This is a genomic window from Nakamurella panacisegetis (genome assembly GCF_900104535.1).
In the GTDB taxonomy this organism is placed as follows: Bacteria; Actinomycetota; Actinomycetes; order Mycobacteriales; family Nakamurellaceae; genus Nakamurella; species Nakamurella panacisegetis.
Genome location: NZ_LT629710.1, coordinates 1,903,791 through 1,924,237 on the forward strand (window position 1 = coordinate 1,903,791; position 20,447 = coordinate 1,924,237).

The 20,447-nt window shown below is 67.6% G+C and carries 9 protein-coding genes; 4 read left to right on the plus strand and 5 right to left on the minus strand.

The features are described from left to right. Positions 1-376 precede the first annotated feature (376 nt). The 4 genes from BLS97_RS08360 to BLS97_RS08375 all read left to right on the plus strand — a co-directional run bounded on the left by BLS97_RS08360 (position 377) and on the right by BLS97_RS08375 (position 15,099). Positions 377-7,780 (plus strand): isopeptide-forming domain-containing fimbrial protein, encoded by a 7,404-nt coding sequence (locus tag BLS97_RS08360; RefSeq protein WP_231988516.1) that lies wholly within the window; start codon positions 377-379, stop codon positions 7,778-7,780. Between the two features lie 1,018 nt (positions 7,781-8,798). Then, complete coding sequence (locus tag BLS97_RS08365) at positions 8,799-10,304, plus strand: helix-turn-helix transcriptional regulator (RefSeq protein WP_157695304.1); 1,506 nt, start codon at positions 8,799-8,801, stop codon at positions 10,302-10,304. Between the two features lie 339 nt (positions 10,305-10,643). Beyond that, a complete protein-coding gene (locus BLS97_RS08370; RefSeq protein WP_172832243.1) occupies positions 10,644-14,264 on the plus strand; it encodes a DUF7927 domain-containing protein in 3,621 nt (1,206 codons plus the stop codon). 121 nt (positions 14,265-14,385) lie between these two features. Then, positions 14,386-15,099: a class F sortase gene (locus BLS97_RS08375; RefSeq protein ID WP_090475581.1), complete on the plus strand. Its 714-nt coding sequence runs from the start codon at positions 14,386-14,388 to the stop codon at positions 15,097-15,099. A gap of 18 nt (positions 15,100-15,117) precedes the next feature. On the opposite strand, the gene BLS97_RS08380 is transcribed toward BLS97_RS08375, so the two are convergent. The 5 genes from BLS97_RS08380 to BLS97_RS23820 form a co-directional block, all read right to left on the minus strand. Then, positions 15,118-17,268, minus strand: a complete 2,151-nt coding sequence (locus BLS97_RS08380; RefSeq protein ID WP_090475582.1) for a heavy metal translocating P-type ATPase — start codon at positions 17,266-17,268, stop codon at positions 15,118-15,120. A gap of 147 nt (positions 17,269-17,415) precedes the next feature. Continuing rightward, positions 17,416-18,117, minus strand: a complete 702-nt coding sequence (locus BLS97_RS08385) for a DUF305 domain-containing protein (protein ID WP_090475583.1) — start codon at positions 18,115-18,117, stop codon at positions 17,416-17,418. An 88-nt stretch (positions 18,118-18,205) separates the two neighbouring features. Next, positions 18,206-18,661, minus strand: a complete 456-nt coding sequence (locus BLS97_RS08390) for a DUF6153 family protein (RefSeq protein WP_090475584.1) — start codon at positions 18,659-18,661, stop codon at positions 18,206-18,208. A gap of 97 nt (positions 18,662-18,758) precedes the next feature. After that, the gene (locus BLS97_RS23815; RefSeq protein WP_090475585.1) at positions 18,759-20,000 is read right to left on the minus strand and encodes an RNA polymerase sigma factor; all 1,242 of its coding nucleotides are present in this window, start codon (positions 19,998-20,000) and stop codon (positions 18,759-18,761) included. Then, positions 19,997-20,347, minus strand: a complete 351-nt coding sequence (locus BLS97_RS23820; protein ID WP_407938048.1) for a YciI family protein — start codon at positions 20,345-20,347, stop codon at positions 19,997-19,999. Before BLS97_RS23820 ends, BLS97_RS23815 begins: the two co-directional genes overlap by 4 nt. Positions 20,348-20,447 lie beyond the last annotated feature (100 nt).

Below are 20,447 nucleotides of genomic sequence, written 5' to 3' on the forward strand. Positions count from 1 at the left end.
CTCTGTGTGTCAATCGTGTGCTCTGGGGGTTAGGCCAATCGGGTAATTGACGAAGTCCCGCTGAAATGCACTCCCCCTCATGTGATGCGTCGGGCGTCACATATCTCGATGTGGAGTGACTGGCCTTTGGGGATGGTTGATGGGCGGCTTCGTGTGGTGGGTGTCGCATTTCCTCCATTTGCGGTAAAGATTCAGTTGATCACCCTTCGGTTGACGCTATGGGGTGTGCTGTCATCAGACTCCGAGCATTGGGAGCATTGGTATGTCTCGTCGCCCCGTGTCAGCTTCTCCGGTTCCAACGAGCCCGCGGCTGACGCGGGGAGGCAGGTACGAGGGTGGCTCCCATCGGTGGCGCAAGGCCGGAGTGTTGGCCACCGTGATCGCTCTGGCGTCGGTGTTCGCCAGTACGACGGTGGCCTCGGCTGCCACCGTGGCGGTGCACGAGATCACCGCCAACTGGGCCGACTCCCCGGCACCGACCAACGCGCCATACGGGGTGACGCGGACCGCGGAGTTCCACGTCAACACCAACGACGCCAGCGACCCGTTCGCGAACAGCCCGGTCAGCAACGTCCGCGCCACGCTGACCGCGACCAACGGGGTGTTTGTCAGTATCCCGTCGGTGTGCAAGACCAAGGGCGTGACACCGCCGTCGGCGATCAGCGCTAACGGCACCCAGTTGCTGTGCAACCTCGGCACTGTCACGGAGGGCACCGCGAGCGTCATCCAGGCACCGGTCAAGGCAAATGGCGCGGTCGGGTCCAATCTGTCGGTTTCGGGGACCGTGACGTCGGACTCCGCTGTCGCGCCGGCGGGGCCGACGGCGACGCCGCCTCTGAAGATCACCGGCAGCCACGGTATGGACCTGATCATCAGCGCCCCGGGCTCGGGCTACCAGCAGGTGACCCAACCGAGCCGCTCGGGCGGAACCCGCCAAACGGTCATCGTCGACTACGGCGTCTCGATGACGGCCGGCAGCATTCCGGGCCCGTCGACCTACACGTTCACCGTCGACCTCGCGGTCACTCCGGCCGGTCAGCTGCCTGGCCTGCAGTGGGAGGGTTGCGCGCCGGTCGGCAACTCGGCGCAGGCCATCGGAATCCCCTTCTCCGACCCGACCTTCACCAACCGCACGAATGCGCCGACCTGCACGATCACCGGTAGCGGCACGCACTACACGGTCGCTGTGAGCGGCCTGGACTACTCGCTCCAGAACGTGCCGTCCAAAGACAGCCTCGGCAACGCCATCCCGTCCACCACCAACTTCGTAGCCTCCGGCAAGCTCACCTTCAGCTACACCAGCCCGATCACGACGAACACCGGGGTGACCTTTACTGCGACACCGACCCCGTTCACCTTCAGTGATGGTGTCACACAGCCGGAGACGAATGCCGGCAACGACGTCTCGGGCACGACCCTCATTGTTCCGGGCATATTCTCGGAGAGCTGGCAGGGTGGCCCGACGGTGGGTCGCTCCCCGTGGGACGCGAACCTGTGGGCCGCTCCCGGCACTGCCCAGGACAAGGTCTTCCCGTGGCCCGCGGCGGGAACGTCGACCAATCCGGGCCCCTACACCATCTATGATCAGCCGCTGGTGGCCCAAGCGGACAGTGTGGCCTGGTCTGGCTACGCCGGGCCGGGTGGCGCGGACTTGGCCGGCGAGTGCACGATGTTCCAGAACCCAGCCGCCTTCACCCCGCGATACACGGACGCCCTCGCGGCCGACGGTAACTCCTATACCAGGATCACCACGGCCCACATCTGGTACCGCACGGATGCGCTCAACACGAAGACCGAGACCTGTGGCGAGCCGGTCGGCGTCGCGGGCAGCCCGTGGATCGCCGCGCCCTTTCCCGCCGGCTGCGCCAGCCAGACGGCGAACATCTCCCCGGCGTATTCCGATGATCAGTGCCTCATCAACCTCCCCGCCGGGGTGACGGCCGTGAAGATGACCTGGGATCCGGCGGTGGACACGCAGGTCCACCACTTCCTGCGGGTCTGGGGCTACGTCCCGCCGACCGCGCCGATCAACGCGGAGTCCTGGGCGGTGGGAACTTTCAACGGGCCCTTCAACACCGCGACGACGTTCCCGGGCTATCCGAACCTGAACAACTACACCAACATCAGCACCAACCCCAACACGATCGCCCTGATACCGGGTAGTACGTATGGCCCGAACACCAACGGGATCCGCGACGCGATGCGGATCCAGGGGCCGCAGGGTGCAATCACCAAGACCACCCCGGATACCACGGCGGCGCCGGGTGTGCCGGTGAGCTACAACCTGACGGCGGAAGCGGATCTGGCCGTGACGAGCCCGCCGAACCAGACGTTCACCGTCTCCGACACGTTGCCGACCGGGATGACGTATGTCGCTGGCTCGGGAAGCCCGACGCCGGTGATCACGGTGAACGGCTCTGGGCAGCAGGTGCTGACCTACACGTTCACGAATGTGCCGGCCAACGTTCCGCAGCCGATCACCTACGAGGCGCAGACGGCGGCGAACAGCGCCATTGCACCTGGCACCGTGTTGACCAACACGGCGGAGGTCGACGTTCCCGGCGACAACCGTCCCGCGGCGGCCAAGCAGGCGACCGCCAGTGTGACGGTGCCGAGCAACGGGGCGACCACGCTCGGTAAGTCGGTCGAGGGGAACGTGTTGTCGTTCTACGGTGACTCTTCCGCGTGGGATCTGGCCATCAACTCCCAGGACCCGATCTCGAACTCCTTCACCGACACCATCGACGTGCTGCCGAATATCGCGGACGGCCGGGGCACCAACATCGATGGCACCTACACGATCACCGGGGTGACCGCTCCGGCCGGCTCGACCATCTACTACTCGACGGCTCCGTTCGCCTCCTTGTCGAACGATCCGCGGAATGTGTCCAACGGTGGTGCCCCGGGCAGCGTCGCCGGTAACACGGTGGGCTGGTCGACCACTGCGGTGGCGCATCCGACGGCGATCCGGGTGATCGCGCCCGCGTTGGCTCCTGGTGCGACACAGAACATTCGGATTGCGTTCACCACTCCGGCGGGCACGTCGTGCACCAGCCCGGCGGCGTCGGATAACAAGCCGGGCCAGAAGCTGGTGAACTCCGCGAACAGCATCGCCGGTCACACGGCTTTGCCGATGTTGTCGTCGGCGACGACGGCGATCGGTGACTGCTACGCGCTGGATTTGAAGAAGTATGTTTTGGTCAAGGGTGGTAACCCGGCGAGCGATCCGACGGTGCAGCCCGGTGATTGGCATGACGCCAATACGGTGGCCGATTTCCAGCAGTACGCGGCGGGCGACACGGTGCCGTATGCGGTTGTGGTGACCAACAAGGGCACCGGCACGTTGACGAACATCCCGGTGACCGACCCGATCGTTCCTGGGTGTGACACCACCATCGCCTCGTTGGCGGCTGGTGCGTCCAAGACGATCCTGTGCAGCGGGACCGCTGCGGTGGGTACCACGGTCAACACGGCGTCGGCGACGGTGACTCCGCCGACCGGGCCGACGCTGACGCCGACCGATTCTGCGGGCATCGTGGTGCCTGATCCGTACAAGATCGCCAAGACGTCGAACGTCGGCGCGACGGTGACTTCAGGTTCGACGATCACGTACACGATCAAGGTGACGGAGCCGGCGACGTCGGCGGCTGGGTTCCCGAATCCGTCGTTCACTGATGATCTGTCGGCGGTTTTGGATGATTCGGCTTTGGTGGGGTCGGCGACCGCTGATTCCGGGACGGTGTCGCTGGTGGGTTCGTCGTTGAAGTGGACGGCTGCGAGCATCCAGCCGGGTCAGGTTGTCACCATCACCTACAAAGTGAAGGTCGATTCGCCTGATACCGGTGACAAGGTGTTGCCGAACACGGTGGTCGCCCCGCCGGGTCAGTCCAACTGCACGGTGAATTCCGGTGATCCGGCGTGTTCCACGACGACCAGTGTCGCCTCGTACACGGTGGCCAAGAGTGTCTCTGCGGCAACGGTTCTGCAGGGCGGCACGGTCACCTACACGGTGAAGGTGACCAATACCGGCGCTGCGGCCTATCCCGGCTCGGGCGGTGCGGCGGCGTCGTTCACCGACGCTTTGGCTGGTGTGGCTGATGACGGTGCTTATGTGGCCGGTTCGGTGACCGCTTCGGCCGGCACCGCCACCGTCACCGGCGGGGTGGTCAGCTGGAGCGGTCCGTTGGCGGTTGCTCCGGCGGCCGGGTCCAGCGTCACGGTGACCTATCAGGTGAAGGTCAACGCCGCCGATACCGGCGACAAACTGCTGACCAACACCGTGGTGCCGGACGGCCCCGGCGGGGCGTGCGCCACCGTCGGTGGCTGTTCCACCCAGACGATCGTGCAGGTGCCGGCGATTGCGTTGAAGAAGACGGTGAACCCGACGACGGTGGCCAAGCCGGGGCAGCAGGTCACCTACTCACTTCTGGTGACCAACACCGGCAACGTGCCGCTGGCCAACCCGTCGGTGACCGACACGGCGTTCTCCGGCACCGGCGCTCCGCTGACCATCACCTGCCCGGCCACCGCCTCCCTCGCGGTCGGGGCGTCGATGACCTGTACCGCTTTGTATGTGATCACTGCTGCCGACGCGGACGCCGGGCAGGTCACCAATACCGCGACCGCCACCGGCACCCCGCCGGCGGGGCCGCCGCCGGTGTCGCCGCCGTCCAACGCGATCGTGACGATCACTCCGGCGCCGGGTATCAGCATCGTGAAGTCCGCGGATGCTGCCGCGATGGCGTCGATCTCGTTGGGTCAGACCGTGCATTACACGTTTGTGGTCACCAACACCGGCAACGTCACCCTGACGAACGTGACGGTGAACGAAGGTTCGTTCTCCGGGACTGGGGTCCTGTCGCCGCCGGTGTGTCCGCCGGCGCAGGTCGCCTCCTTGCCGGCCGGTGCGCAGATGGTGTGCACCGCAAGTTATGTGGTCACGCAGGCCGATGTGGACGCCGATCACATCAGCAACGACGCGACCGCGACCGGCACTCCGCCGTCCGGCACCCCGGTGACCTCACCGAAGTCGACGGTGGACCTGCCCGCTCCGCCGGCCCCGGCGATCTCGTTGACGAAGTCGGTGGACCCGGTGCAGGTCGGCAAGGCCGGTGACACGGTGACCTACAGCTTCCTGGTGACCAACACCGGCAACGTGACCTTGAAGAACGCGACCGTGACCGAGTCGGCGTTCTCCGGCACCAACGGGCCGCTGGTCATCACCTGCCCGCTGGCTGCGGCGTCGCTGATCCCGGGCGCGCAGGTCACCTGCACCGCGCCGTACGTCCTGTCGCAGGCTGATGTGGATGCCGGGAAGGTCACCAATACCGCGACCGCCACCGGCACCCCACCGACGGGTAACCCGCCGGTGTCGCCGCCCAGTAGCGCGTTGGTGACGGTGCCGCCGGCCCCGGCGTTGACGTTGGTGAAGTCGGCGAACCCGGTCACCGTCGCCAAGGCCGGCGACAAGGTCACCTACTCCTACCTGGTGACCAACACCGGCAACGTCACGTTGACCGACGTGTCGGTGACGGAGACGAAGGCGTTGTTCTCCGGCACCGGCACGTTGCCGGCTCCGGTCTGCGACCCGGCACCGCTGGCACCGGGCGCGCAGGTCACCTGCACCGCCACGTATGTCGCGACGCAGGCCGATGTGGACGCCGGGGTCATCACCAACACCGCAACCGCGACCGGCACCCCGCCGGGCACCACCAAACCGCCGGTGTCCCAGCCGTCGTCCGCGGTGGTGACGGCCCCGCCGGCTCCGGCGATCACGGTGGTGAAGTCGGCCAGCCCGGTCGTCATCGCCAAGGCCGGGGCGAAGGTCACCTACTCGTATCTGGTGACCAACACCGGCAACGTCACCCTGGACAACATCGCGGTTGCGGAGACGCAGGCGTTGTTCACCGGTACTGGGACTCTGCCGGTGCCGGTGTGCCCGGCCGGGGCGCTGGCACCGGGCAAGAGCATCACCTGCACCGCGACTTATGTTGCGACGCAGGCCGATGTGAACGCCGGATTCGTGGACAACACCGCCACCGCGGAAGGGACCCCGCCGGGGTCGAACACCCCGAGCACCTCGAACCCGTCCACGGCGACGGTCACCGCCACCCCGGCACCGTCGATCACGGTGGTCAAAACCGCTGATGCGGCGGCGCAGAAGGCTATCACCGTCGGTCAGACGGTGACCTACAGCTTCCTGGTGACCAACACCGGCAACGTCACGTTGACCAACACCACGGTGGTGGAGGGTGCGTTCTCCGGGACCGGGACGATGTCGGCGCCGGTCTGCCCGGCCGGGGCGGCCTCGCTGGCGCCGGGAGGGTCGGTGACCTGCACCGCCATCTACGTCATCACCCAAGCCGATGTGGATGCCGGAAAGGTGACCAACACCGCCACCGCCACCGGCACCCCGCCGTGCCCGCAGGTGCTGGCGACGGCGAAGTCCGCGAAGCTGAAGCCGGCGGCGACATGTGCGCCGGTGGTGTCGCCGCCGTCGACGGTGGTGGTTCCGCAGCCGCCGGCGCCGTCGATGACGTTGCTGAAGTCGGCATCCCCGACGACGGTGGCCAAGGCCGGCGACAAGGTCACCTACAGCTTCCTGGTGACCAACACCGGCAACGTCACCCTGGACAAGGTCGGCGTCACCGAGAGCAGCTTCTCTGGCACCGGCACCCCGCCGGTGGCCAGCTGCCCGCAGGCCACGTTGGCACCGGCAGCGTCGGAGACCTGCACCGCGACCTACAGTGCGACGCAGGCCGACGTCGACGCCGGCGTCATCAACAACACCGCGGTGGCCCACGGCACGCAGCCGCCGACCCCCAGTGACCCGAACCCGACTCCGACGGACTCCAACCCGTCGAAGGCGGTGGTCACCGCGAAGCCGGCACCGGCGATCACCGTGGTGAAGACGGCCAACCCGGCCACCTACACCACCCTCGGACAGAAGGTCACCTACAGCTTCTTGGTCACCAACACCGGCAACGTCACGTTGAACGGGGTGGGTGTCACCGAAGGGTCGTTCTCCGGCACCGGAACCCCGCCGGTGGCGACCTGCCCGAAGGGTGCGTTGGCTCCGGGAGGTTCGCAGATCTGCACCGCGACGTATGCGGTGACCCAGGCTGATCTGGATGCCGGTGCGGTCAGCAACACCGCGACCGCGCACGGCACCCCACCGGTGACCCCGGGCAGTCCGAACCCGAAGCCGGTGACCTCGGCGCCGTCCAACGCGGTGGTCCACTCCCCGGCCGGCCCGGCGATCAGCCTGGTCAAGACCGCCGACAAGACCGTCATCAGCCAGGTCGGTGAACTGGTCACCTACAGCTTCAAGGTGACCAACACCGGCAACGTCACCCTGCACAACGCCAAGGTGGTGGAAGGGACGTTCAGCGGGACCGGGACGCTGTCGGCGATCACCTGCCCGGCCGGGATGGCGTCGCTGGCACCCGGTGCGAGCATCACCTGCACCGCGACCTACGCGGCCACCGCGGCCGATGTGGCGGTCGGGAAACTGGCCAACACCGCCACCGCCACCGGCACCCCACCCGGCGGTTCAGCGATAGTGTCGCCGCCCGCGACGGTGGTGGTCCTGGCCCAAGCCCACCAGGTCACCCCGCCACCGCCAGTGCCGCCGACAGTCATCGACACCGGCAACGCCGGCAATGGCACCGGACCCGACATCAGCATGATCATCACCGGGATCACCATCCTGGCGCTGGTGATGCTCGGCGCAGCAGCATGGTTGATCAGCTCCCGCCGCCGGACCCGCAGCAGGATCTGACAACCGAATAGATCGACGAAGTAACCGGGTGCGCCCGAGGGTTGAAAGTCCACCCTCCGGCGCACCCGGTGTCTGTGCAAGGGAACAAAAATGCAGCAAGCTCCCCCTGCCCCCGAGCTGGAGGCCGGGCCTGCACCGACGGTGAGTTGGCCGGCGGCCGAAATCCGAGAAGGACGATTGAACGTGCTGTACGCATCAATCGAAATTCGCCAACGTCGAATGCATTCGTTTGGCCCGGCCGATGAGCGGGTGTAATCCCGGGGGCCATTTGAGGCCGTCCTGATGTCGGGACACCGTTGCGTCGCCCTGCGGTGGACGTCGCCGTCTCGCGGGCCGTGGTCGGCCCGGCGGTGACGGTAACCCCAGCCAAGCCCTCATTGGGGGACCAGGTCGGGCATCGGCTCGTCCGAGACTGAAACCTGATCCAGATCGACGCACGCCCCGGGTGGCGGAGGACGGCTCGGTTCGCCGCGGCCGATCGCACGAAACCTGCACCACGTCCGTGGTCGCGTCGCAGACCTCCGCACCGGTGGCACACCGCGTCATGTCGCAGGTCACATTCGCGTCCCGCATTCGACGTGTCGGTCCCCGCTCAGAGGCGCGCCGGTCGCCGACTATGCTGCCCCTGGGCCACAACTCGATATCTCTCCCCGGCATCCTGACCTCGTCGGAACGGCGCCGCGGCGCTCGTGGTGCGAGATAGGGCACTATGTAGTGCTGGCCCCACCCGGAGCATCAGTAATACAGACAAGTGGAGCAGCGGTGAGAACGGGAAGGACAGTCGCTGCCCCCGGCGGGGATCGGCGCGACATCTCGTGGAAGGCGCTGCCCTGGCCGCGCGAGTCTGGCGGATCCGACGGGCCAAGGTGACATCCAAGGTGAGATTACGGGTGGAGCATTACCACAGTGACCGTCGACGGCGCGGTCAATGCTTCGGCCGACCAGATCGTTCACGGGCAGTCTGCCGCGTGCGCGGCGCGGTCGCCCGGTGGGAGTACGTAAGGGAGGGGGGTGGCGAGTGCGCGACCTGGAACAGGCGCTGAACCGTGACGACTGGGAAGCGGTCGACACACTCCTGGACCAGCGGTTCTTCCGATATCTGTATACGAACTCTGAACTGCTCGAGAGGGTCTTCGACAGCGCAGGGGATCAGTGGTTCTCCGACCATCCGCGCCAGGTCCTGCGGCGAGCCGTGGTTGACGCCGTACGGCGACCCGGCGCGCTGCTGGACGAGCGGGCCCAAGCGGAGTTCGACACCTGGGTGCGCTCTCAGGCCGATCCAGCTCTACGTGACATCCTCGGGATACGGCGAGCCAGACTCGCCGAGCTCGTGTCCCACGGCTGGCACCAGGACGCGGCGGACGTGGTCGATCAGATCCTGGAAGACCTCAAGGTCTGGCCGGGCCAATCCGAGGGCCTTCGCGACATCATGCCGGGGCTGATGGTGAGTTGCGGGACGGCAAAGCTGCTGGCCGGCGATTCTGATGCGGCCGCGACCTGCTTCTTCGAGGCGGTGCGCTGGTCGTCCTACGAGCGGGGCCATCCCTTCGCGCCCTTTGCTCGCGGCCACCTGGCTCTGGTTCATGTCCTGAGCGAGCGGTACGCAGACGCGGCCCAGCTGCTGGAGGGCGTCGACCAAGCCCGCAGTGAACCCGGCACGGTGGCGTACGCCTCAGAAGGGGCCGGCCTGTTGGCCCAGCTGCTGGTGCACATCGCGTCCCTCGATACCGGTGCCGTGCATCGACTCCTTGGCCGCATCGACCAAGCCATCATCGACGGGGAATGGGGCTGGATCGCGTTGCACGCGAGAGCGTGGGCGGCGATCCTCGACGACCAGCCGTGGGACCTGATCCACGAGATCAACGCCGTGCTGGTCACGACTTCGCTGCGGACGAGTCCTGACACGATGGCGGGCGCCTGTCTCCGAGCTGACCTCGTCGCGCTGTACCAAGCCGCGGGGGATCTTCGCGCCGCGGACCAGGTGCTGGCCACGCCGAAGTTGCCTCCAACTCGGTCCGTCGTGGTGCTGGCCCGAGCTCGGCAGGCGCTGCTCCGGGGACGACCCGACCACGCGCTCGCGCTGTTCAGGCAGGAGGAGACGGCTCGCGGCAATCTCACGCCGACGCGATACGGGCCAACGGGGGCTGTTCTCTACGCAGCCGCCGAGATCGCGTCGGCGGGCCAGGTCAGCCCGAGTGCTCTGCAGTTCGCCGCATCAACCGTGGCCTACCACCGTGCCTTCATCGCGGCGGCGAACGCGTCGCCCGCACTCCGAGAGCTCCTTCTCCCACTCCTCGACGACGCCGTCCCCGATGTCCCGGCACCGTGGGAGCACCGCACGGCGGTCAAGCTCACCCGACGTGAGCGCGAGGTGTTGAGCGCTCTCCGCCGGCACGGAGGGGTCGCACAAGTGGCCGCGGCCCTTCACATCTCCCCCAACACGGCCAAGACCCACATTCGCGCGCTGTATCGAAAGCTCGGGGCGCACAACCGCGAAGAAGCCCTGTGGATCGCGACACGCTAGCCGCGTCGACCCGTCACGCCGGTCACGCACCAACGCGAGGAGGTCAGGGCCCGCGCTTCTTCATTCGTGAGGACATGACGCAACGACCGAACTTTCACGGGTCCATGACATCAGACGGCGCAGCGCAGTGGGCCGACTAGGACACCGTGGCGGCGTCGCCATGTCGATCGGACGCTCACTATCCATGTGCGTGGGTGATCTTTCAGGTGAGATTCCGGTCAATCGTTAGGCCTACAGAGTGAAGGGGGTTTCCACTTGCTCTGCAAACCCTCAGGCGCTCACAGGAGCGCCCAGATCGCCGCCACCGGCGAGATGACGAGTCAGCACCCAGGAGACCTCGTGCGCCTTTCCATCCCCTTCCGGCGCGGGAGCCGAGCACCTCGCCTCAGCTCCCGCTTCCGCGGCTCGGAGCCTCGTCGGCCCGGCCGCGCTCTGGCCACCGTGAGCCTGGCCGCCGTGTCGTTGAGCGCGGCCATCACGCTCATCACTCCGCAGGTGGCATCTGCTGCACCTGGCAATCCCGGGGTGCCGTCCGCCCCGTCGGTGGTGTATCAGGAGGACTTCCAGAACCGGCCCGGCCCGAGCCCCATCGTGAGGCTCTCCGGGTACACCGGCGCCACCGGCCAGACCTACACCGCAGATCCAGCGTGGTTGAAAGACTGCAACGGCTGGATCGCGTCGTCCAATGAGTCAGTGACGGCACCGGCCCAAATTGCCGATTGCAACAATTTGCAGAGTTCCTGGAACGACTCGCAGCGGCTGGCTCAGGCCATTGGCATGTTTCACGGGCAGACCGCAGCCGCCGCAGGGGGCAACTTTGCCGATACGGCCTACACCTCAGGTGACCCGGGCGCACCGAAGGTTGAATTTCAGACGGCGACCAACATCCCATTCGTCGCCACCAACCGGTTCCTGACCTTCAGCGTCGACGTTGCGGCAAACAACTGCTTCGCGTCCGCGCCGCTGCTGCAGTTCTCACTGCTGGACAGCGTCGGCACGGCCTTTCCCGCAGGCAGCCAGATCGACGGCTGCACCGGTGGGACCACCGTGACGCCACCGGCGTTGGGGGTTTCCCCGGCGAATCCGGTCAACGTCGGAACCTACACCTCCAACGGATCAGTTCTGTTCAGCGGCACCTCGGTGGGGGTGCAGATGGTCAACAACAACGGCAGCGGCGCGGGCAACGACCACACCGTCGACAACATCCAGATCCTGGACGTGACCCCGCAGCTCGACAAGTCGTTCAGCCCGGCACTGACCCGCACCGGTGAATCGTCGACGCTGACCTTCACGGTGACGAACACCAGCGAGTTGGGCTCGAAGAACGGGTGGTCCTTCACCGACAACCTGCCGAGCGGCTTGACGCTCGCAAACTCGACCGTCGGCGGTACCTGCAACGCCACGACCGCGGCCACCGCGGGCGGCTCCTCGATCGAGGTCACCAACGGCAACCTCGCGCAGGGTGAGCAGTCCTGCACGATCACGGTTCAGGTCACCTCGACCACCGCCGGTACCTACAACAACTGCCCCACCACCAACGTCTCCGTGTCCGGGTTGAACCAACCGGCCTGTGCCAGTGTCCGGTTCGCCGACCCGACGTACACGGTGCAGAAGACCGCCAGCCAGAGCACGGCGAAGGCCGGCGACACCATCACCTACACCCTCACGGTGACGAACACCGGGGAAGTCGCCTACACGGCGGATCGTCCGGCGACACTGACCGACGACCTGGCCGGGGTCACCGACGACGCCACCTACAACGGCGACGCCAGCAACGGCGCCACCGTGTCCGGCAATACCTTGTCCTGGTCCGGTCCGTTGGCCGTCGGGGATACGCAGACCATCACCTACTCGGTGAAGGTGATCAATCCGGACACCGGCGACCACGACCTGGCCAACAAGGTCACCCCGACCGGTGAGGGTGGCAGCTGCGCCACCGACGGCACCTGCATCACGCACACCCCGGTCGCCGAGTACACGCTGTCGAAATCGGCCTCCGCCACGAGCGCCACTCCCGGCGACACCGTCACCTACACGGTCACCGTGAGGAACACCGGACAGGTCGCCTACACGGCCACCAACCCGGCGTCCTTCTCCGACGACCTGTCCGCTGTCACCGACGACGCCACCTACAACGGCGACGCCGACAACGGTGCCACCGTGTCCGGCAACACCCTGACCTGGTCCGGCCCACTCGCGGTCGGGGACAGCATCAAGATCACCTACTCGTTCGTGGTCAACCAGCCCGACACCGGCGACAAGAGGTTGAACAACGCAGTGACCCCGACCGACCCGACGGGACGCTGCGTGGCCTGTGGCACCGAGGTCCCGATCGGGACGTACACGATCGACAAGTCGGTGGACAAGGCCACCGCCGTCTCGGGCGACAAGGTGACCTGGACCGTAACCGTCACCAACACCGGAAATGCCGCCGTCGCCGCGACCTTCTCCGATGACCTGGGCCAGGTTCTGGATGACGCCACGTACAACAGCGACGCCAAGGCCACGGCGGGCGTTGTTTCCTACACCGCGCCGAAGCTGTCCTGGGCCCAGTCGGTCCCCATCGGGGGCACGGTGACCATCACCTACTCGGCGACGGTCAACACCCCCGACACGGGCGACCACAACCTGAAGAACGCGATCACCTCCCCCGGTTGTGTGGGTGGCAACTGCTCCACCGACACCACGGTCTGGGACCTGTCGGCCAAGAAGGTTGCCGACAAGTCGGCGGCCAACCCCGGCGACACGGTCAAGTACACGATCACGGTGAAGAACACCGGCAAGAACGCCTACACGGCCGACAAGCCGGCGACCTTCTCCGACAACCTGAGCCAGGTTCTGGACGACGCGACGTACAACAACGACTCGAAGGCCACCGCCGGTGCCGCGAGCTACACCGCCCCCACGTTGTCCTGGTCCGGTGCGCTGGCAGTCGGGGCTACCGCGACCATCACCTACACGGTGAAGGTCAACGACCCGGATGCCGGCGACCAGAAGCTGGGGAACGCGGTCGTGACCCCGCTGGGTCGTTGCGTCGCCGGCTCCAAGGACCCGACCTGCACCACCGATGTTCCGGTCACCTCCTACACGGTGACCAAGACGGTGGACAAGGCGACGGTCGCTCCGGGCGACAAGGTGACCTGGACCATCACGGTCAAGAACACCGGCAGCGCCGCGGTCACGGCGAAGTTCTCCGATGACCTGACCCAGGTTCTGGACGACGCCACGTACAACAACGACGCCAAGGCCACCGCCGGCAACGTCACCTACACCGCACCGAAACTGGCCTGGTCCCAGTCGGTGCCAGTCGGCGGCACGGTGACCATCACCTACTCGGCCACCGTCAACACCCCCGACACGGGCGACCACAAGGTGAAGAACACGGTCACGTCGCCCGGTTGCGCCGCCGACTGCAGCACCCAGACCACGGTCGGCTCCTACACGGTGACCAAGACGGTGGACAAGACCACCGCCGCCCCGGGCGACAAGGTGGCCTGGACCATCACGGTCAAGAACACCGGCAGCGCTGCGGTCGCGGCGAAGTTCTCCGATGACCTGACCCAGGTTCTGGACGACGCCACGTACAACAACGACGCCAAGGCCACCGCCGGCAACGTCACCTACACCGCACCGAAACTGGCCTGGTCCCAGTCGGTGCCCGTCGGCGGCACGGTGACCATCACCTACTCGGCCACCGTCAACACCCCCGATAACGGCGACCACAACCTGCTCAACGCGGTCGAATCGCCCGGCAGTTGCACCGGCACCTGCTCGACCAAGACCACGGTCGACCCGGCGCAGCAGACCAGCCCGGGGGGAATCATCAACACCGGCTTCGGGACCCTGGGGAACAACACTGGTGGCAGCGGGACGATCTGGGCCGGGATCGGCTTGATCATCCTCGCGATGGGAGCGGTGTCCGTGCTGCTCATGCGACGTAGGCGCCACACCATCGGCTGATCCAGTGTGATCAAGTAGCCAGCTTGGGGGTACCGCCGGTTCAGCACACCGGCGGTACCCCCAAGCGCATCTTCTCGGCACCACATACGACAATGACTATCCATCAGGGGGTTTCGCGCAGATGGGGACACCGAGAAGCCGGGCCATCGGCACCGGAACCGTCATCGTCGCGGCCGTTGCGATGGTTGTCGCCGGCTTCATCCTCATCAGCTCCGCCTTCCGTGGCTCATCGGCCGGAGCGGCGGCGGCCCTCCCGGACCACGTCTACGCGGCCTCGTCCGTCGCGGACCCATTCCCCTCGACACGCGCGTTGCCAGAGGTACTTTCCTCCGGGCCCGCGGTCACCGCGACATCGGCCACCTCACGACCCGAGTCCACGGCAGCGGGAACGGCGCCGGTGGCCTTGCTCCCGGACCGGCTCGTCATACCCGTGCTGGGCGTGAACGCCCCAGTGGTTCGGACCCCGCTGGTCAACGGGTCCCTGGAGCTTCCCGAGGAGGTCAACACCGTCACGCGGTGGACCGGGGGCGCCGACCCAGCCGGCAAGCAGGGCACCACCCTGGTCGCGGGCCACGTCGACAACAAATATCAGGGCGAGGGAGCGCTCTTCTGGATCCATACCCTGCAGGCCGGTGATGTCATCTATCTGACCACCGACAAGAAGGCCACCCGCTGGAAAGTCACCGGCATGGAATCATTCGTGAAGCGCAGCCTTCCGGCATCGGTATTCGCCGGAAGCTCCGGCCCTCGCCGGCTGGTTCTGGTGACCTGCGGCGGCCCGTTCGCAAACGGCAACTACGAAGACAACGTGGTCGTCACCGCCCAACGCTTCTGAAGAACCCATCGTGCGACGCTAGCGATCGGCCTTCCGATCGGACGCGTGAATTCCGGCGTCGGGTCGCAGGTTGACCCGCCGCAGCAGTTGGGCGTTGGCAGCGACGATGATGGTGGAGGCGCTCATCAGGACGGCGCCGACGGCGGGCGCCAGGACGAACCCGATCGGGGCCAGGACCCCGGCCGCCAGTGGGACCGCGAGCAGGTTGTAACCCGTGGCCCACACCAGGTTCTGCCACATCTTGCGGTAGCTGGCCCGGGAAAGGGTGATCACCCCGACGACCGAGCGGGGGTCGTCGGAGGCCAGGACGACACCGGCGGACTCGATGGCCACATCGGTGCCGGCGCCGATGGCGATGCCGACGTCGGCCCGGGCCAGCGCCGGGGCGTCGTTCACCCCGTCGCCGACCATCGCCACCCGCTGCCCGCGGGCCTGCAGTTCGGCGACCTTGGAGTCCTTGTCGGCCGGGAGCACCTCGGCGAACACCTCGTCGACGCCGACGTGCCGGCCGACGGCGTCGGCGACGGAGTGGGCGTCACCGGTGATCATCGCGACCTTCACCCCCAGGGCGTGCAGGTCGCGGATCGCGGCCACGGATTCGGGGCGGATCTCGTCGGCCAACGCCAACGCACCCACCACGATGCCGTCGGCCAGCACGTAGATGACGGTCGAGCCGTCGCCACGCCACCGCTGCGTCGCAGCCTGGATCGGTTCGGGCAGTTGAGGATCGGGTCCGTCGAGGATCCGGGGACCGCCGACGAGCACCGGCACGCCGTCGACCTCGGCCTGCACTCCGCGCCCGGTCAGCGACCGAAATCCGCCGGCGGCCGGGACCGGGCCGCGGCGCTGAGCGGCAGTGACGATCGCCCGGGCCAGGGGGTGCTCGCTGTCGGCCTCGGCGGCGCCGGCCAGGGCCAGCACGCGCCCGGTCGCGGCGTCCTGGTCACCGTCGGCGGCAACGACCCCGGTGACGGCCGGGCGTCCTTTGGTCAGGGTGCCGGTCTTGTCGAACAGCACCACGTTCACAGTGCGCATGCGCTCCAGGGCCAGTCGGTCCTTGACCAGGATTCCGGACTTGGCCGAGGTGGCGGTGGAGATGGCGATCACCAACGGGATGGCCAGTCCGAGGGCGTGCGGGCACGCGATGACCAGCACGGTGACAGTCCGTTCGACGGCCTGCTGCGGGTCGCCGATCAGCGTCCAGACGACGAAGGTGATGATCCCGGCGACGGTGGCGAAGTAGAACAGCGCGGCCGCCGCCCGGTCGGCCAGGGCCTGGGCCCGGGACCTGGAGGACTGGGCCTGTTCGACCAGGCGGCGGATGCCGGCCAGAGCGGTCTGCTCGCCGACGGCAGTGATCCGGACCCGGAGGGCGGAGTCGGTGGCGACGGTCCCGGCGACGACCCGGTCGCCGGCGCCGCGGGTCACGGCGCGGGACTCCCCGGTGATCATCGACTCGTCCAGGTGAGCCCGCCCGTCGACGACGGTGCCGTCGGCCGGGACGCGGCCGCCGGACCGGACCAGCACCACGTCGCCGGTTCTCAGCTCGTCAAGGGCAACTGTTTCCGGTCGGTCCTGGTGACCGATGCGCTCGGCCTGGTCGGGGAGCAGTCTGGCCAGGGCGTCCAGCGCCCCGGATGCCTGACCAAGGGCCCGCATCTCCAGCCAGTGGCCCAGCAGCATGATGACCACGAGGAGGGCCAGTTCCCACCAGAAGTCCAGGTCCAGCCCACCCAGGTGCAGCGATGTCGCGGCCGAGGCGACGAATGCCACGGTGATCGCCAGGGCGATGAGCAGCATCATCCCCGGTTTGCGGGTCCGGATCTCCGACACCGCTCCGGTCAGGAACGGCCACCCGCCGTAGAGGAACACCACGGTGCCCAGCACGGGGGAGACCCAGCCCGTCCCGGCCGGCAGGTGGTAGCCGAGCAGCTCGGAGAACATGTGGCTGAATCCCACGACCGGCACCGTCAGGGCCAGGCTCCACCAGAACTTGTCCCGGAACTGCGCGGCATGATCCCCGTGGCCGCTGTGTCCCCCGTGGCCGCCCGAAGCGGTGTGGTCCATGGCCATGTGGTCATGGCCGGGCTGGCCCGGGTGTTCATCGCCGGCGGGTGCCGACCGGGGCCGGACTTCTTCGTGCTGGTGCGGGGTGTGCGACGTGGACATCACGGTCTCCTGGAGTCGGTGGTACTCGCCTCAACATATACCCCATAGGGGTATATTCCAGCGCTCCGGAAGAGAAATTGCCGGCCAGGCCGGACCGGGCGGTCGAGCAGGAGGACACCGCCCGGGCCGGCCCCGGCAAGCGCGTGGCTACATGCCCTTGAGCAGGTCCTGCATGGTGGCGATCTCGGCCGTCTGACTGGCGACGATCGATTTCGCCAAGGCCAGCGCGGCCGGGTTCTGCCCCGACGACTTCTCGGTGTCGGCCATGGTCAGAGCCCCCTGGTGATGGGTGATCATCAGCTGCAGGAACAGCTTGTCGAACGCGCTGCCCGCGGCCGAGGTCAGCTGACTCATCTGGGCATCGCTCATCATGCCGGGCATCGCTGTGGTGGTCCCGGCGGCGTGATCCATGCCGGACATGCCCCCGGCGGCCGGGCTGCTGGTGGTGACCGGCATACCGTTCATGTCACTCGACGGGGCCCACGCGGCCAGCCAACCCGACATCTCCTCGATCTCCGGGGTCTGCGCGGCCTTGATCTTCACCGCGAGGGCCTTCACCGCCGGGCTGGAGGCCCTGGTCGGGGCCAGGTCGGCCATCGTGATGGCGCCCCGGTGGTGCACCAGCATCTCCTGCGCGAACGTGATGTCGGCCTGGTTGTGCGGGCCGGCCGGGGCGGTCGGCATCGCCTCCGCGGCACCGGAGCTCATCGGGCTGGAGCTGAGCGTGTCGGAACTCATCGAAGTGGAACTGGCTGCGGTCGGGCCGGGAGAGGCGGCGCCGCAGGCGGTCAGGGTGACGGCCAGCGCGGCGCCGGCGGCCAGGAGGCAGGTGCGAGTACGGAGATTCATGGTGCGGGTTCCTTTACCGAAGGTCGGAAGAAGTGGAAGAGAGCACGCCAAGACACCGGCCGCCGGATGACGGGCGATGTGGGGTGCTCTAAACCCGCAGAACGCAGAGGGATATTCGAGGTGCGCCGGAACCCGGGGGCCCGCGTTCTGACCGTCCCGACCCGAGCCACCACGGCCCAGCGGCGGCCGGTCTCCCGGCTGCGCGGCGCAGTACCAGCAGCGCCAGAGCGACCAGACCGGCCCCGATGACCAGGAACAGGATGCAGGCGGCCATCCCGGACGACATACCGCCACCGGAATCCGGGACCCCCGACATCATCGGTCCACCACTGGCCGTATTCATCGCGGCCGGCATCGCCCCGTGATGCGCCGGCTCGGCCGCCACCGCGCCCGGGTTCATCATCATGCCGTGGCCGCCGCCCGCATCATGTTCGGAAAGAACATGCATGCCGACGATCCCCGCGATGACCAGGCCCAGCAGGAGCCACCGGGCGGCAACCCAGACCCGTCCGCGAGGGCTTGTGCGCTCGGCGGTCTGGATCACCCGCCCAGTGTTGCCGACCGGAGGGGCCCGAGTACAGCCAACGTGCCCGGCCCCACGCCCGACCCGGGCGAGACAATGCCGGCGCGGACCTCGTCGGTCAGGCTTCCCTGACTCCACCCAGCTCGTCCCGGCGGCGGTTCAGATAGGCGACCTCGGCGGTGTTTCCGGCCAGGTCGATGGCCCTGTCGTACGCGGCGCGCGCGTCCTGACCACGACCCAGCCGACGCAACAGATCGGCGCGGGTCGCGTGAAAGGCGTGATAGCCGGCCAACGCACCCTCCAGCCGGTCGACCGCGGCCATCGCCACTTCCGGGCCGTCCAGTTCGGCGACCGCGATGGCCCGGTTGAGGGCGACGATGGGGGACGGGTCGAGACGGGCGAGTTGGTCGTACAGGGCCACGATCTGGGACCAGTCGGTGTCCCGGACGTCGCGGGCGCTGGTGTGGACGGCATTGATGGCGGCGAGGATCTGGTAGCGCCCGGGAGCCGTCCGGGCCGCCAGGCGCTCGCGCACGAGCTGATGCCCCTCGGCGACCAGCGGCGCGTCCCAGGCCGACCGGTCCTGCTGGTCGAGGGTCACCAGTTCCCCGCCGGTCGAGACCCGGGCGTCCCGGCGGGCCTCGATCAGCAGCATCAAGGCCAGGAGTCCGACGACCTCGCCGTCCCCCGGCAGCAGGGTGCGGACCAACCGGGTCAACCGGATCGCCTCCGCGGTCAGCTCGTGACGTACCGGATCGCTCTCGGGGCCGGTCGCGAGGTAACCCTCGTTGAAGACCAGGAACAGGACGGTGAGGACGCCGGAGACCCGCTCCGGGAGATCCTCCGAGGCAGGCACCCGATACGGGATGCGCGCCGCCTTGATCTTGGTCTTCGCACGGGTGATCCGTTGTCCGACCGTGCTCTCCGGCAGCAGGAAGGCACGGGCGATCTCCCGCAGGGTCAGCCCGCCGACCAGGCGCAACGTCAGCGCCACCCGCGTTTCCATCGCCAGTGCCGGATGACAGCAGGTGAAGACCAGCCGGAGCTGATCGTCGTCGATGGCGCCGACCGGCTCGGGTGGGTCGTCGTCGGAGAACACCAGAGCCTCCTTGTGCTTGTCGTCGCGCTTGCTCTCCCGCCGGATCCGGTCGATGGCCTTGTGGTTGGCGGTGGTGGTGATCCAGCCACCTGGGTTGGCCGGTACGCCATCCGTCGGCCACCGCGCGACGGCGGCCGCGAATGCCTCGGCGGCCGCATCCTCGGCGATGTCGAGATCACCGAAACGTCTGGTCAGGCCGGCGACCACCCGTGACCACTGCTCGTGGTGGGCACGGGTGATCGCCTCCTGCACGTTGTTCACTGGAACGGCCGGACCTCGACCTTGCCCTGGCAGGCCTTCGATCCGTCGGCGGCGAGCGCCAGCGCCTGGTCCAGATCGGCCGCCTCGATGATCCAGAACCCGCCGAGGTACTCCTTCGACTCCAGGTAGGGCCCGTCGGTGACGAGCGGCCGGTCGCCCTGGCCGTCGACCACGGTCGACGTCACCGCCGACGCGAGACCGTTGGCGTAGACGAAGTGGCCCTCCGCCTGCAGCCGGTCGTTGAATGCACTGGTGTCGGCCATGGCCTTGTCCATGGTGGCCTTGTCCGGGTAGTTGCCCAGTTCCGTCAGTTCGGCCGGCCCGTAGACCGACAACATGTACTGCATGTGGATCATCTCCTGTCGTTTCCGGGGCGGCCCTTGATGAGCGGCCCTCAACCAAGCAACGAACTGCTCCGCGCCGATCCGACAATCCGCCCGGACAATT